Genomic DNA, 14227 nt, shown 5'->3' with positions numbered 1-14227 from the left:
CATACCGGACAATCGCTTCGTGACTCCAGCCACGACTGAGGAAGTCGCGGGCTTCCTGTGCCGGTGGCTAGGCCACGTCGCAGAGGACCGGCCCGGCCCTGTTGAGGACGTTCATTGCGCCGACGTGGTCCGCGTCGGCGAGGAACCCGCAGGAGACGCATGCGAACGAAGCAACGCGACCCACCCCCGATCCACGATCGAACCGGCTGATCACCCTACCGGCCGTCACTGACGACGCAGCGGGCTCCGCCGCTTCGCGGCTCCGCTCCAAGGATTCGATTCCCCCACCGGCTGAAGCCGGTGGTCCACTCGAAAGAAGGTCTGATGGATCTGCCGGTGATGCCGCCCGTGAAGCCGATGCTCGCCAAGTCCGTGGCGAAGATCCCGCCCGGGATGCAGTACGAGGCCAAGTGGGACGGCTTCCGTGCGATCGTCCACCGGGACGGCGACGAGGTGGTGATCGGCAGCCGCACGGGCAAGCCGCTGACCCGTTACTTCCCCGAGCTGGTCGTCGCGCTCCGGGAGAACCTGCCGGAGCGGTGTGTCGTCGACGGCGAGATCGTGATCGCGCACGAGGGCAGGCTGGACTTCGACCGGCTCACCGAACGCATCCATCCGGCCGACTCACGGGTGCGGATGCTCGCGGAGACGACCCCGGCGAGTTTCGTGGCCTTCGATCTGCTGGCGCTCGGCGACGAGTCGCTGCTGGAGACCCCGCTGGCCGAGCGGCGCGCCACGCTCACCGAGGCACTCGGGGACGCCCGCGACCCGGTCCATCTGGCGCCCGCCACGACGGACACGGCGGTGGCCGCGGAGTGGTTCGAACGGTACGAGGGCGCCGGCCTCGACGGGGTCATCGCCAAGCCGCTCGACCTTCCGTACCGCCCGGACGCCCGGCTGATGTACAAGATCAAGCACGAGCGGACGGCGGATGTCGTCGTCGCCGGCTACCGCTTCCACAAGAGTGGGCCGGTCGTGGGCTCGCTGCTGCTCGGCCTGTACGACGCCGGAGGCACCCTGCAGCATGTGGGCGTCTGCGCCGCGTTCTCGATGAAGCGCCGTGAGGAGCTGGTGGCCGAGCTGGAGCCGCTACGGCTGGACGATGCGGCGGAGCACCCGTGGGCGCGCTGGTCCGATGAGGCGGCGCACGAGTCGGCCCGGCTGCCCGGGGCGCCGAGCCGCTGGTCGGGCAAGAAGGACCTGTCGTGGGTGGCGCTGAGGCCGGAGCGGGTGGTGGAGGTCGCGTACGACCACATGGAGGGCGACCGCTTCCGGCACACGGCCCAGTTCCGGCGCTGGCGCCCCGACCGCACCCCCGAAAGCTGTACGTACGCCCAGCTGGAGGAGCCGGTGCGGTACGACCTCTCGGAGGTGCTGTCGGGAAGGGACTGAGCCGTCAGCCGGTGGTGGGCGGGCAGGTGCCGTCGCCCGGGGTCTCGCCCGGGTCCGGCGAAGGGGTCTCGGTGGCCGACGGGTCCGGGGCCGGTGTCGTGCAGGGGCGGCGGGCCGGCCCACTCGACCGTTCGCCATGGAGATCGTGCTGCGGGCCCGGCACCTGCGGGACCGTGCGGGCCGCAACGGCCGCGGGCCGGCGGCCCGTACGGACTCCCGCACACCCGCCCCGCAGTGAGACCGGATGGCGACGGCATGCGCCACCAGCCGCCGCATCAGCCGCTGTCCTTGATCCTGGTGGTGCACCCTCTCGCCGCGCTCGACCTCCTTCACCCACGACGGGACCACGCCGAGAAGCCCGGCGAGGACGGGTCGGCTCATGCCGCGACGCTCGCGGAGGGCCCGCGAACACAGCGCGTGAGGGGCACCCCGGTGAGCCTGCCGAGTCAGCCGTACAGCGCCTCGATCTCCCTCGAGTACGCCGCCGTCACCGCATACCGTTTGATCTTCAGCGAGGGCGTCAGCAGCCCGTTCTCCTCGGTGAACTCCCCCGCCACGAGGCGGAATTCACGGATCGACTCCGCCCTCGACACGGCCTTGTTGGCGTACTCGACGGCCTTACGGACCTCGGCGATCATCGCCGGGTCGTCGCACAGGTCGGCGAGCGGGGTGTCCGCGGGACGTCTGCGGACCGTGAGCCAGTGCTGGACGGCGTCCGGGTCGAGGGTGACGAGCGCGGCGACGAAGGGGCGGTTGTCCCCGACGACGATGCACTGGCCGACGGGCGGGCGGCTGCGCAGCCGGTCCTCGAGCACGGCGGGCGAGACGTTCTTGCCGCCGGAGGTGACGAGGATGTCCTTCTTCCGCCCGGTGATCGTGAGATAGCCGTCCTCGTCCAGTGACCCGAGATCGCCGGTGGCGAACCATTCGTCGTGCAGCACGTCGCCGGTGGCCGCGGGGTTGTTCCAGTACGCGCCGAAGACGATGCCGCCCTTGATCAGCACCTCACCGTCGTCGGCGATCCGCACGGCCGTGCCGGGGACGGGCAGCCCGACGGTACCGGGGCGTGGGCTGAGCGGCGGGGTGATCGTGGCGGCCGCAGTGGTCTCCGTGAGGCCGTACCCCTCGTAGATGATGATCCCGGCGGCGTAGAAGAAGAGGTTGAGACGGCGGTCGAGCGGGGAGCCGCCGCTGATGGCGTACCGCAGTCTGCCGCCGAGCTCCTTGCGGATGCGACGGTAGACGAGCAGGTCGTACAGCGCCCAGCCGAGGTACAGGCCGGGCCCCGGTCCCTTGCCGCGGCCGAGGAACGCGTCGAGGTACGCCTCGCCGAACCGCACGCCGATCCGGTCGGCCCGGTCGAAGGACGAGCCGCGGCCGATCTTCTCCGCGGTGGCCCGGCCGGTGTCGTGGATCTTCTCGAAGAGATACGGCACGCCGACGACGAAGGTCGGCCTGAACCGCTGGAGCTCGGGGCGGAGTTCGTCGGGCTTGATGCTCGGGCAGTGGCCGAGTTCGATGCGCGCGAGGAGGCAGGCGATCTGGAGGGTGCGCCCGAGGATGTGCGCGAGCGGAAGGAAGAGGAGGGTGGCCGCCGTCTGGCCGGTGACCTCCTTGAAGACCGGGTGCAGCAGCTCGACGGTGTTCGCGGCCTCGGCGTGGAGATTGCCGTGGGTGAGCACGCAGCCCTTGGGGCGGCCGGTCGTGCCCGAGGTGTAGCAGAGGGTGGCGATGGTGTCGGGAGTGAGCGCGGCCCGGCGCTTGGTGACCTCGTCGTCCGGTACGTCGCGGCCGAGCGCGGCGAGGTCCCGCAGCGCGCCGCTGTCGATGCGCCACTCACGAGGCGGTTCGGGGAGCTGCTGGGCGGCTTCGGCGACGGTCGCGGCGTTGTCGTCGTTCTCCACGACGACGAAGCGGGCGCCGGAGTCGCGCAGGATCCAGGCGATCTGCTCGGCGGACGAGGTGGCGTACACGGGCACGGACTGTCCGCCCGCGGCCCAGACGGCGAAGTCGAGGACGGTCCACTCGTAGCGGGTGCGCGACATCAGGGCGACCCGGCCGCCGGGCTCCTGACCGGACGCGATCAGGCCTTTCGCCACGGCCGTGACCTCCTGGGCGAAGGCGGCCGCCGTGACGGGCCGCCAGCTGCCGGCCTCCTTGCGCCTGAGGACGACCGCGTCGGGCGCCTCCTCGGCATGGGCGTAAGGTATGTCGGCGGTGGACCCGGAGGCCACTGGCCCGACGAGCGGCGCGGCCCGCACCTCCCGAACGGTTCCGTCCTGGTCCCTGATCAGCTCGACCACGGTGCGTTCCGCCAGGTCGGAGCGGTGTTTGGCCTTCTTGAGATCCTTGCGCACGCCCATGGTCGGCTCCCGTTCGCGGACTTGGAGCTTACTGCGGAGTCAACTTACTCCCGCGTAACGAGAAATCAACGGGCAGTTCCGAACGGTTGCAGCACAGAGACATCCCGGCGGGCGAACCGTGAAGCCCATCCGGTACCTATAGAGGACAACACACCCCACATGCCCGGCGACCCCGGAGCAAGCAGCAGCGAAGGACCTCACCGTGACCGCGTCGAACCTCGTCCCCGTCCCGATCCCCGATGGCGTAGCAGCCCTGATCGGGTCCTGCATGCCGCTCGGCATCCTCCAGGCGGAGATCGACGCCGAATGCGCCGCCCGCGAGGCCCGTCGCTTCCGCGCGCCCTTCTGCCCCGAGGACCAGGCGGACCGCGAGCACGCGCTCGCGGCGCTGGCCAGGGCGAACAAGGTCCTGGCAGCGTACAACCCAGGCCTGGTGCTGCGGCACGGCAGGGGGTTCTGACGGTCGGTCCCGCGTGATCCACAAAGGCCGGACGGGCTCGGAACGAGGCGCCGCCTAGGACGCCCCGGTGCCGCGAAAGGCGCGGCGGTAGGCGTGCGGACTGGTCCCGACCTGGCGTTTGAAGCGGTCACGGAAGGACGTCGAAGACCCGAAGCCCACCTGCGTGGCGATGCGGTCGACCGGGTGGGCGGTCGTTTCCAGCAGGTGCTGGGCCTGGCGGATACGGGCCCGGTGGAGCCACTGCAGCGGAGTCGTGCCGGTCTGCTCGCGAAAGCGACGGTTGACCGTGCGCGCGCTCATCCCGGCGTGCTCGGCGATGTCGGCGAGGGCGAGCTCACGACCGGCGTTCTCCTCCATCCAGAGCAGCAACGGCTCGAGTGTGGCGCCGGCCGGAGCCGGAGGCTGTTCATGGACGATGAACTGGGCCTGGCCGCCCTCGCGTTCGAGGGGCATGACCGAGAGGCGGGCCGCGTCCGCGGCGACCGCCGAGCCGTAGTCACGGCGGATCATGTGCAGGCACAGATCGAGTCCCGCGGCCGACCCCGCCGAGGTGAGGAACTGGCCGTTGTCGACATAGAGCACGTCCGGGTCGACCTGGATCTTCGGATACATACGGGCGAGAGCCTCGGTGCCCAGCCAGTGCGTGGTGGCCCTCAGGCCGTCGAGCAGCCCGGTCGCGGCGAGGATGAAGGAGCCCACGCAGATCGAGGCGATCCGGGTGCCGTCCGCCGCGGCCTGCCGCAGGGCGTCGATCACCTCGCCCGTCACCTGCGTCGCCGGGTCGGCACAGCCGGGCAGCATGATCGTGTCCGCCTCGGTGAGCGCGTCGAGGCCCCACGGTGCGCGCAGCGTGAAGGCACCCGCGTCGATCTCGTCGGCCGGCGAGCAGACCTTCACCCGGTAGGCGGGCCGGCCGTCGGGCAGCCGGGCGCGCCCCATGGCATCGATGGGGGTGGACAGATCGAAGGGGATGACGCCGTCGAGGGCGAGTACGGCCACGGTGTGCATGGCCACAACGTACGCCGTCACCGTGTTCCGGCCAACAGCGGTGAGCTGCCACGCAGCGCTCGGATGTCGCACCGTACCGCCCTGGCGAGAATCCGTTGGTACATGGCATGACCGCCACTGGTCCCCTCTCGCCGCCCCTCGCTAGCGTCCCCCCGTGACCAAGTTCCTCCTCATCGTCCATGTCCTGGCCGCGATCATCGCCATCGGTCCCGTCACCGTGGCCGCCAGCATGTTCCCGGCGGCCGCCCGCCATGTCCTCGCCGAGCCGGACGACGAGCGGGCCCGCGCCGTGCTCCAGAACCTCCACCGCGTGTGCCGGGTGTACGCCGTCGTCGGCGTCGTCGTCCCCGTCTTCGGTCTCGCGACCGCGAACAGCCTCCACGTCCTGGGCGACACCTGGCTGATCGTCTCGATGGTGCTCACCGCCGTCGCGGCCGCCGTGCTCGCGGCGCTGGTGCTGCCACGGCAGAGCGCGGTCCTGGAAGGCCCGGCCGAGGTCGCGGACACCAGGCGGCTCGCGATGTACACCGGCATGTTCAACCTCCTCTGGGCCACGGTCACCGTGCTGATGATCGTGCGGCCCGGGTCGACGACGAGCGTCTGATCCCGTCGGGCGGGCGTCAGGCGGTGGCGAACCAGGACTCCGCAAGCGACTCCAGGGTGCCCTCCGACAGCGAAGCGGGCAGCTCCCGCAGGTACCAGGGGAGGTTGCTGTACACGTGGAGCAGCGTGTACGCGAGGAGCTCGGACGGCTCGAAGGCGCGGCCGTACGCCGTGCACAGCCGGCCCAGCAGCCGAGCGTCGCGCGTGACGAACAGTCCGGCCCCGACGAAGTCGTACGCCCGGTCGCCGATCATCGCGGGCTCGAAGTCGAAGAGGCCGGTGAGCCGCCACCCGTCCGGATCGACGAGCAGATGCTGACGCATGAACTCGGTGTGCAGCAGGACGGGTTGCGGGTCCGGCGTCAGTGGCACGGCGTCGAGGAATCCGGGGATCTGTTCCAGCCAGAACTCCGGCAGTCCGCGCTCCCGTTGCTGCTCGACGGCGCCCGCACGCTGTCGGTCGACGAAGCCGCCCCAGTCGCCGGGGCCGAGCACGTCGGCGAGCGGCCGCGGGTCGAGGGCGTGCAGGGCGGCGAGGGCCTCGCCGGCCTCGGTGACGATCCGCTCCCGGCCGGCCTGCGGAATGCGCTCCCAGGCGACGGCCAGGCCCTCGCCCGGGAGGCGTGACATCAGGACGTACTGCCAGCCGTTCTCGTACGGCCCGAAGGACCTCACCTGCGGGGTCGGGATCGGCAGCCGCCCTTCGAGGTGGGTCAGGACCCGCCCCTCGGCGATGCCGTCCTGCGCCGCGGCCCCGGGGAAGAGCTTCAGCACGTGCTCGTCACCGACCGCGTAGACCGGCTGGGAGCCTTCGGTGTACCGGACCAGCGAGGCTCCGGCGAGGCCGAGGCGGGCGCAGAGGTCCTGTGCCCCGGGGCGCATCACCGTCTCGTCGGGAACGACGGCGTCCCACTGTTCGTCCGTTTCCACCTCGGGCAGCATGACCGCAACCGTAGGACGTCGGGCGTCCGGCAACAACTGATCAAGAGAGCCCGGCAGTAGGCGTGCGTGGGCAGTTGACGGCGGGATCACCTTCCGGGTGTCACGCCTGTTCGCGAACGCCGGGGCCGCGCGGGCGCCGGTGAGAAGGGGAATCTGCCGGGACAACGGTCGAGCCCTCTCACCGCCAGGGGTGTCGTGCCTGACGGGCGTACGACCCTGGACCACGATCCGTTCTCGCGTTCATAATCTCCCCCACGCCGGGTGACGTCCGTAGATTGACGGAACAAGAGAGGTCAGTGGAGGCCGACATGCTGTTCAACGGGCTGCCGCAAGGATCAGTGCCCAAACTGGAGCGCCCGGCACCGCTGCGCGAGCGGGTGTACGAGGCTCTGCTGGAGCTGATCAGTTCACAGTCGCTGCACCCTGGCCAGCACCTGGTGGAGGGCGAGCTCGCGAGCCACCTCGGGGTCTCCCGCCAGCCCGTACGCGAGGCGCTGCAGCGGCTGAACACGGAAGGGTGGGTGGACCTCCGCCCCGACCAGGGTGCATTCGTCCACGAACCGACCGGGGACGAGACCGACCAGCTCTTCGTCGTCCGCACTCTGCTGGAGACCGAGGCGGCGCGCCTGGCCGCGGTCGGCCCCTCGGCCGAGGGACTTGAGCGGCTGGACGAGCTGTGCGCGACGGGCGAGGCCGCGGTCGCCGCCGACGACGTGGAGACGGTGGTGATCGCGAACGCCACGTTCCACGCTTGTGTCATGGAACTGGCCGGGAACGCGGTTCTCGCGGAGCTGGCCGCGCATGTCGAGCACAGGGTGCGCCGGTACTACACACCCATCGTCCACCAGGCTTGGGTGGAGCACCGCGAGCTGATCGCGGCCATCGCCGCCCGCGATGACGCACGCGCCCAGCAGGTCATGCGCGCCCACACCGAGGACGCGAGGACACGCTTCCCCCCGAGGCCGCGTGGTTGACGTATTCACGCTGATAGCGAGGGAGCCGGAGATCCCGGCACTTCACTGCCGCTCACTCCTCGAACGTGCCGTCCACATACACCCAGGCGCCTTCGTGGCGTGCGAAGCGGCTGCGCTCGCGCAGTGCGCCGGGCTCTCCGCCGTGGGTGTAGCGGGCGACGAAGGTGACGGTGCCGGTGGTGTGGAACACGCTGCCGTCGGTGGTGTCCAGGATCTCCAGACCGCTCCAGCGCATGCCGGGGTCGAAGTCCACGGACGGCGGCCGGGTGGCGGGGTGCCAGGTGCGCAGCAGATACGCCTCGTCGCGGACGACGAAGGCGCTGTAGCGGGACCGCATCAGCAGCTCGGCGGTCGGGGCCGCGGACCGGCCCGTGTGGAAGCGGCCGCAGCATGCGCCGTACGAGGCGGGCAGCCCACAGGGACAGGGCGATTCGGCGGTGACGGTGGGCCGGGCGGGGCGGGTGGTGCGTCGGGGCATGGCCTCATTGTGTCGCGCGCCGTGTCGCGCTGGGTGAATGGGCCCGCGCACGGCTTCCGGGTCGCGGGGGTCGTCCGTATGCTCCTGCGCCGGACGTGACAGTTACCGCTGAGTAGGGGCTGGACATGGATCGGTCGGGAACCACACGGCGCACCTTCATCGCAGGAGCCGCGGCGGCCGGGTCCGCCGCGGCACTCACCACGGGAGGCGGGGCGTCGGCGGCGCCCCGCTCGGCTTCCCCGTCCGTCGCCGTCCTGGGCGGCGGTGTCGCGGGTCTCACCGCGGCGCATGAACTCGCGGAGCGCGGCTTACGCGTGACGGTGTACGAGAGAAGGGCCCTGGGCGGCAAGGCCCGCAGCATGGACGTACCCGGCACGGGGAAGGGCGGCCGCAGGCCCCTGCCCGCCGAGCACGGCTTCCGCTTCATCCCCGGCATCTACCACAACCTGCCGGACACGATGCGGCGCATCCCCTTCCCCGGAAATCCGAACGGCGTCTGGGACAACCTCGTCGCCCCGCCCGAGATGTCCTTCGCCCGCACCGGGCGCGAGGACCTGCGGATCCCGCTGCCCTGGCCGGGCCACCGTCCCGCCGAGCTCACCCTGGACGAGATCCGCCGCGCCCTCACCGCGTTCTTCGACACGGCCGCGGGCATCCCGCCGCACGAGACGGCGTACTTCGTGAACCGCGGACTCGTCTTCCTCACCAGCTGCGACGAGCGGCGCAACGAGGCTTGGGAGCGCACGCCCTGGTGGGACTTCATCCGGGCCGAGGAGATGTCGTACGACTACCAGCGCATCCTCGCCGTCGGCCTGACCCGCAACATCGTGGCGACGAAGGCCGAGGAGGCGAGTACCCGGACGGTCGCCACGCTGCTGGAGGCGTTCGTCTTCAACGCGCTGGGCCGCGGTGCGGACGGTCCCCTGGACCGGATCCTCAACGCCCCGACCAACGAGGCCTGGATCGACCCCTGGGTCGATCATCTGCGCTCGCTGGGCGTGGAGTTCAAGGTCGGCTGGACACTGCGCGAGCTCGCGTACGGCTCGGGCCGGATCACGGAGGCGGTGTTGGAGGACCCGGCCGGGGCACGGCGGTCCGTCACCGCCGACCACTACATCTCGGCCATTCCGGTGGAGCACGCCCGGCGCACCTGGGGCGCGGCGCTGCGGGCCGCCGATCCTCAGCTCGCGCGGTGCGACAGGCTGGAGACGGACTGGATGACGGGCATCCAGTTCTATCTGAGCGAGCGGGCGCCGTTGCTCCACGGGCATCTCAACTGCATCGACTCGCCCTGGTCGCTGACCGCCATCCAGCAGGCCGGCCACTGGCCGCACCGCGACTTCCCGCAGGACTACGGCGACGGGGCCGCGGTCGACTGCGTCTCCGTGGACATCTCCGAGTGGGACAGGCCGGGCATCCTGTACGGGAAGACGGCCAAGCAGTGCACGCGCGAGCAGGTCGCCCGCGAGGTGTGGGCCCAGCTCAAGGCGGCCCTCAACGACACGGGCCGTACGGTCCTCAAGGACAGCGCCCTGCACTCCTGGTTCCTGGACCCGGGCGTCGACGGCCTCGGCACGCCGCACCCCACGAACGACGACGAGCTCCTCATCCACCCCGTGGGCACCTTCCACAACCGGCCGACGGCCGCGACCAGGGTGCCGAACCTCTTCCTCTCCGGGGACTACGTCGCCGTCGACATCGACCTGGCGACGATGGAGGGCGCCAACGCCTCGGCCCGCGCCGCGGTCAACGCGCTCCTCGATCGCATCGGTTCACCGGCCGGGCGCTGCACGATCACGCCCCTGTTCCGTGCCCCGGAGCTCGATCACCTCAAGCGCCACGACCGCACGCGCCACCGGCTGGGGATGCGGAACGTGTTCGACCTCGGATAGGCGTACCCGACCGGGATCCCGACCGATCCGCGGCGCGGGGAAGGAGTTCTCCAGGGAGCGATGGTCCTGGCCCAGCGATGGGTTCCGGGCGTGATCAGGTACGGGGACAGGGTGTCCGGGCCGCAGGAGGCGGTGCCGAGGCCCCGGTGGGCCGCGTCGATGTGGACGACGCACTCGGAGGTCATCGGGGCCCTCTCGGCCGGTCGGCAGTCATCCTGCGGGTGGCGACAGGGAGATCCTACAGAAACGCACAGAATCCAACGGCCGGGGGTGAAGAACCTGCCGCCGACCAGGCGCTGTCGGGGAGTCCTCGCTTCTCGCGGGTACGACACAGAAGTGACAGCGTGGTGGCAGGACACGACACGCGGGACCGCGCGGGGCTCGGCACCTCACCGCGCCGCACCACGCTGCACGGCACCTCACCGCGCCGCACCACGCTGCACGGCACCGCGCTGCACGTCCCGGCACCAGGTATCGGAGGCCCACGTCATGAGGACGGTCGCGTCATGAGGCCGGCGATTCTCGGCGGCGGAGGATTCCGGGTGCCGCTCGGGTACGGCGCGCTCCTCGGCGACCACGGCGAAGGCCGGGTACCCACGTCACCCTCCAGGACCTCGAGGCCGCCCGGCTCGGCGTCGTCGCCAAGGTGCTCGCCGAGCAGGCCGCCGGAATCCGGGACGCGCCCGCGGTCGCCGTCACGACCGGCCTTGAGGACGCCGGCGGCGCCCACCCGTGCGGGGTCGATCCGCTGCCGTACCACGCGACCGGCCCGGTCACCTCGGTCAAGGCCGTCGAACGCGAGGTCCTCGCCGCCGCGGACAGCGGCTCGCGCGCCACCGCCGTCAAGGCCTTCGCCCTGCACCCCCTGGTCGACTCCGCCACGGTCGCCCGCCGTCCGCTCGACGGCCGCACGGGCGAGCATCCCGGCCTCGTCCATCTCAACCGGAAATACTCGCCTATCTCAACCGGAAGTAGGTGTCTGTCACATGCACGACGAACGCCGCAGGATCGAGCAGCGGGTCGAGCGCGTACTGGAGCAGCGGATCCGGCCGCTGATCCACTCCGCCGCCGTGCCGCTGACGGTGGAGGCCTGGCAGGTCCCGGACGAGCCCGTGCCGTTCGCCGAGGCGCGGGCGGCGGCGTACGAGCCGTTCGCGATGGGCACGCCGTGGGGGCCGCCGTGGGGCACGACCTGGTTCCGCGCGCGCGGCGAGGTGCCGGCCGACTGGGCGGGGCGGAGGGTGGAGGCCTGGTTCGATCTCGGGTTCGTCAGCAGCTGGCCGGGCAACCAGGCCGAGGCGCTCGTGCATCTGCCGGACGGCACCCCGCTCAAGGCCGTCAATCCGCAGAATCAGTACGTCCCCGTCGCCTCCCCCGCCGCCGGAGGCGAGCAGGTGGCGTTCCTCGTCGAGGCCGCCTCCAACCCGGACATCCTCGCCGACCACTTCCGCCGCCCGACACCGATGGGCGACAAGCGCACGGCGGGCGCCGAACCGCTCTACACGTTCGCGCGCGCCGATCTCGCCGTACTCGACGAGGAGGTCTGGCACCTGTCGCTGGACCTGCAGGTGCTGCGCGAGCTGATGCTGGAGCTGGGCGAGGGCGAACCGCGCCGTCACGAGATCCTGCACACGCTGGAGCGGGCACTGGACGCACTGGACCTCGACGACGTCCCGGGGACCGCGGAAGCAGCGCGCGGCGTCCTGGCCGCCGCGCTCGCGCGTCCCGCACACGCCGGCGCGCACACCCTGTCGGCGGTCGGGCACGCGCACATCGACACCGCCTGGCTGTGGCCGATCCGTGAGACCAGGCGCAAGACGGCCCGGACGTTCGCCAACGTCACGGCACTGGCGAAGGAGTACCCGGAGTTCGTCTTCGCCTGCTCGCAGGCGCAGCAGTACGCATGGGTGCGCGACACCCACCCGCAGGTGTGGGCCCGTATCCAGGAGGCGGTGAAGAGCGGGCAGTGGGCGCCGGTCGGCGGCATGTGGGTGGAGGCCGACGGCAATCTGCCCGGTGGCGAGGCGCTGGCCCGCCAGCTGGTGCACGGCCAGCGCTTCTTCCTCGACGCGTTCGGGATCGAGACGGAGGGGGTGTGGCTGCCGGACTCCTTCGGGTACACGGCCGCCTATCCGCAGCTGGCAAAACTCGCCGGGATGAAGTGGTTCCTCACCCAGAAGCTGTCCTGGAACCAGACCAACGCCTTCCCCCACCACACCTTCTGGTGGGAGGGCATCGACGGCTCCCGGGTCTTCACGCACTTCCCGCCGGTTGACACGTACAACGTGGTCTTCTCCGGGCGGGAGATGGCGCACGCAGTGCGCAACTACCGGGAGAAGGGCGGCGGTACGAGGTCGCTGGCGCCGTTCGGGCACGGTGACGGCGGGGGCGGGCCCACGCGGGAGATGCTGGAGCGGGCACGGCGGCTGGCCGACCTCGAGGGCTCGGCCAAGGTCGTGATCGAGCATCCGAACGCCTTCTTCGCGGCGGCCCGGGCGGAGTACCCGGACGCTCCCGTGTGGTCGGGCGAGCTCTACCTGGAGCTGCACCGGGCGACGTACACCTCGCAGGCGCGCACCAAGCAGGGCAATCGTCGCAGTGAACACGCCCTGCGGGAGGCGGAGTTGTGGGCGACGGCTGCGGCGCTGCACGTCCCCGGTTACGCCTATCCGTACCAGGAGCTCGACGAGTTGTGGAAGACGGTGCTGCTGCACCAGTTCCACGACATCCTGCCGGGCTCCTCGATCGCCTGGGTGCACCGGGAGGCGGAGGCGGAGTACGCGCGGGTCGCGGCGGAGCTGGAGGCGCTGACCGCGCAGGCGCTGGAGGCCGTGGGCGGGGCGGGACCGGTCGAGCCGTGGGTGTACAACGCCGGTCCTCGCGACCGGGCGGAGGTCGTGCGCGTACCGGCGACGCTGGCCGGCATCCTCGATCCGGGACTGCCGCGGCTCTCGGACGGTTCGGCGGCCGTGTTCGTGGAGGTGCCCCCGTCGGGCTGCGCGCCCGTCGCGTCCGACGCGCCGGCGCAGCGGCCGGTGAGGGTCACCAACCGGGCCCTCGACAACCGTCTCGTACGGGTCGAGCTGGCGGACGACGGCACCTTCGCGTCGGTCCGGGACCTGGTGGCCGACCGCGAGGTGCTGGCGCCCGGCGGCCAGGGCAATCTGCTCCGGCTGCACAGCGATCTGCCCAACTACTGGGACGCCTGGGACATCGACAAGCACTACCGCCACCGCTGGACCGACCTGCTGGAGGGCGCGACCATCAGGATCGCCGAGGACGACGCTCTGCTCGGCGCGCTGCGGGTGGAGCGGAGCTTCGGCAAGGGGTCGCGGATCGTCCAGACCGTCACCGTCAGGGCCGGCAGCCGGCGGATCGACATCGCGACCGAGATCGACTGGCACGAGGCCGAGAAGATCCTCAAGGCCGCCTTTCCGGTCGACGTGCACGCCGACCGGTCCACCGCCGAGATCCAGTTCGGCCACGTCCACCGGCCGACACACACCAACACCAGCTGGGAGGCGGCCCGGTTCGAGGTCTACGGCCACCGCTGGGTGCACGTCGGTGAGCCCGGTTACGGCGTCGCGGTCGTCAACGACTCCACGTACGGCCACGACGTCTCGCGCACGACGCGAGAGGACGGCGGCACGACCACGACGGTACGGCTCAGCCTGGTGCGCGCGCCCCGGGTGCCAGACCCCGAGGCCGACCAGGGGCTGCACCGCTTCACCTACTCCCTGCTGCCGGGCGCGACGATCGAGGACGCGGTGGCGGAGGGGTACGCGCTGAATCTGCCGCTGCGGGTCGGGCCCGCAGGGGCGCAGGTGCCGTCGGTGGTGACGACGGACGGTCCCGCGGTCGTGGTGGAGGCGGTGAAACTCGCGGACGACGGTTCCGGCGATGTGGTCGTGCGCCTCTACGAGTCGCTGGGCGGCCGGGCGGCAACGACGCTGCGCACCGGGTTCCACACGGCCGGAGCAGTGCTCACGGATCTCCTGGAGCGCCCCCTGCCGGACCGGACGCCGCTCGCCGTCGAACGCGACGGCGTTGCGCTGACTCTGCGGCCGTTCCAGATCGTGACGGTGCGGCTGACCCGCGGATAGTCCTCACGGACCT

At 71.3% G+C, this 14227-nt stretch carries 10 protein-coding genes and 3 pseudogenes; 7 read left to right on the top strand and 6 right to left on the bottom strand.

Translation table 11 applies throughout. From position 1 onward, the window contains the following. Nucleotides 1–324 precede the first annotated feature (324 nt). On the top strand, nucleotides 325–1392 hold the full coding sequence (locus ACWCP0_RS22030) for an ATP-dependent DNA ligase (protein ID WP_451080496.1): 1068 nt from the start codon (nucleotides 325–327) through the stop codon (nucleotides 1390–1392). Between the two features lie 279 nt (nucleotides 1393–1671). Here ACWCP0_RS22030 and ACWCP0_RS22025 read toward each other — a convergent pair. Together ACWCP0_RS22025 and ACWCP0_RS22020 are read right to left on the bottom strand one after the other, a co-directional pair. Next, nucleotides 1672–1842: pseudogene (locus ACWCP0_RS22025) on the bottom strand (helix-turn-helix domain-containing protein); the annotation flags it as partial. After that, the gene (locus ACWCP0_RS22020; RefSeq protein WP_451080495.1) at nucleotides 1839–3755 is read right to left on the bottom strand and encodes an AMP-dependent synthetase/ligase; all 1917 of its coding nucleotides are present in this window, start codon (nucleotides 3753–3755) and stop codon (nucleotides 1839–1841) included. The pseudogene ACWCP0_RS22025 and the gene ACWCP0_RS22020, both read right to left, overlap by 4 nt. Before the next feature lie 202 nt (nucleotides 3756–3957). Between ACWCP0_RS22020 and ACWCP0_RS22015 the strand changes: the two genes are divergently transcribed. Next, nucleotides 3958–4215 carry a hypothetical protein gene (locus tag ACWCP0_RS22015; RefSeq protein WP_351230754.1) on the top strand — a complete coding sequence of 86 codons (258 nt, stop codon included), beginning with the start codon at nucleotides 3958–3960 and terminating at the stop codon, nucleotides 4213–4215. 54 nt (nucleotides 4216–4269) lie between these two features. Here ACWCP0_RS22015 and ACWCP0_RS22010 read toward each other — a convergent pair whose 3' ends face one another. Continuing rightward, the gene (locus ACWCP0_RS22010) at nucleotides 4270–5223 is read right to left on the bottom strand and encodes a GlxA family transcriptional regulator (RefSeq protein ID WP_451080494.1); all 954 of its coding nucleotides are present in this window, start codon (nucleotides 5221–5223) and stop codon (nucleotides 4270–4272) included. 154 nt (nucleotides 5224–5377) lie between these two features. Here ACWCP0_RS22010 and ACWCP0_RS22005 point away from each other — a divergent pair, with 154 nt between their 5' ends. Further along, nucleotides 5378–5827, top strand: coding sequence for a hypothetical protein (locus ACWCP0_RS22005; RefSeq protein WP_451080493.1), 450 nt, complete (start codon nucleotides 5378–5380; stop codon nucleotides 5825–5827). Nucleotides 5828–5843: 16 nt separating this feature from the next. Here ACWCP0_RS22005 and ACWCP0_RS22000 read toward each other — a convergent pair whose 3' ends face one another. Next, on the bottom strand, nucleotides 5844–6767 hold the full coding sequence (locus tag ACWCP0_RS22000; RefSeq protein ID WP_451080492.1) for a phosphotransferase: 924 nt from the start codon (nucleotides 6765–6767) through the stop codon (nucleotides 5844–5846). A gap of 308 nt (nucleotides 6768–7075) precedes the next feature. Here ACWCP0_RS22000 and ACWCP0_RS21995 point away from each other — a divergent pair, with 308 nt between their 5' ends. Continuing rightward, the gene (locus tag ACWCP0_RS21995) at nucleotides 7076–7741 is read left to right on the top strand and encodes a GntR family transcriptional regulator (RefSeq protein ID WP_451080491.1); all 666 of its coding nucleotides are present in this window, start codon (nucleotides 7076–7078) and stop codon (nucleotides 7739–7741) included. Nucleotides 7742–7793: 52 nt separating this feature from the next. Here the strand turns inward: ACWCP0_RS21995 and ACWCP0_RS21990 are convergent, their stop codons facing one another. Next, nucleotides 7794–8219, bottom strand: coding sequence for a YchJ family protein (locus ACWCP0_RS21990; RefSeq protein WP_451080490.1), 426 nt, complete (start codon nucleotides 8217–8219; stop codon nucleotides 7794–7796). A gap of 125 nt (nucleotides 8220–8344) precedes the next feature. On the opposite strand from ACWCP0_RS21990, the gene ACWCP0_RS21985 reads away from it, so the two are divergent. Beyond that, nucleotides 8345–10111 carry a hydroxysqualene dehydroxylase gene (locus ACWCP0_RS21985; RefSeq protein ID WP_451080489.1) on the top strand — a complete coding sequence of 589 codons (1767 nt, stop codon included), beginning with the start codon at nucleotides 8345–8347 and terminating at the stop codon, nucleotides 10109–10111. A gap of 59 nt (nucleotides 10112–10170) precedes the next feature. Here ACWCP0_RS21985 and ACWCP0_RS21980 read toward each other — a convergent pair. After that, a pseudogene (locus ACWCP0_RS21980) lies at nucleotides 10171–10284 on the bottom strand (beta-galactosidase small subunit-related protein); the annotation flags it as partial. A gap of 497 nt (nucleotides 10285–10781) precedes the next feature. Between ACWCP0_RS21980 and ACWCP0_RS21975 the strand changes: the two are divergent. Together ACWCP0_RS21975 and ACWCP0_RS21970 are read left to right on the top strand one after the other, a co-directional pair. Further along, nucleotides 10782–11060 (top strand): annotated as a pseudogene (locus ACWCP0_RS21975) (family 4 glycosyl hydrolase); the annotation flags it as partial. Nucleotides 11061–11097: 37 nt separating this feature from the next. Next, the gene (locus ACWCP0_RS21970) at nucleotides 11098–14214 is read left to right on the top strand and encodes an alpha-mannosidase (RefSeq protein WP_451080488.1); all 3117 of its coding nucleotides are present in this window, start codon (nucleotides 11098–11100) and stop codon (nucleotides 14212–14214) included. Nucleotides 14215–14227: the final 13 nt, after the last annotated feature.

Source organism: Streptomyces sp. NPDC001970, from assembly GCF_053594115.1.
The sequence above is the reverse complement of the archived record's forward strand: the minus strand, read 5'-3'. Positions and strand labels throughout refer to the sequence as shown.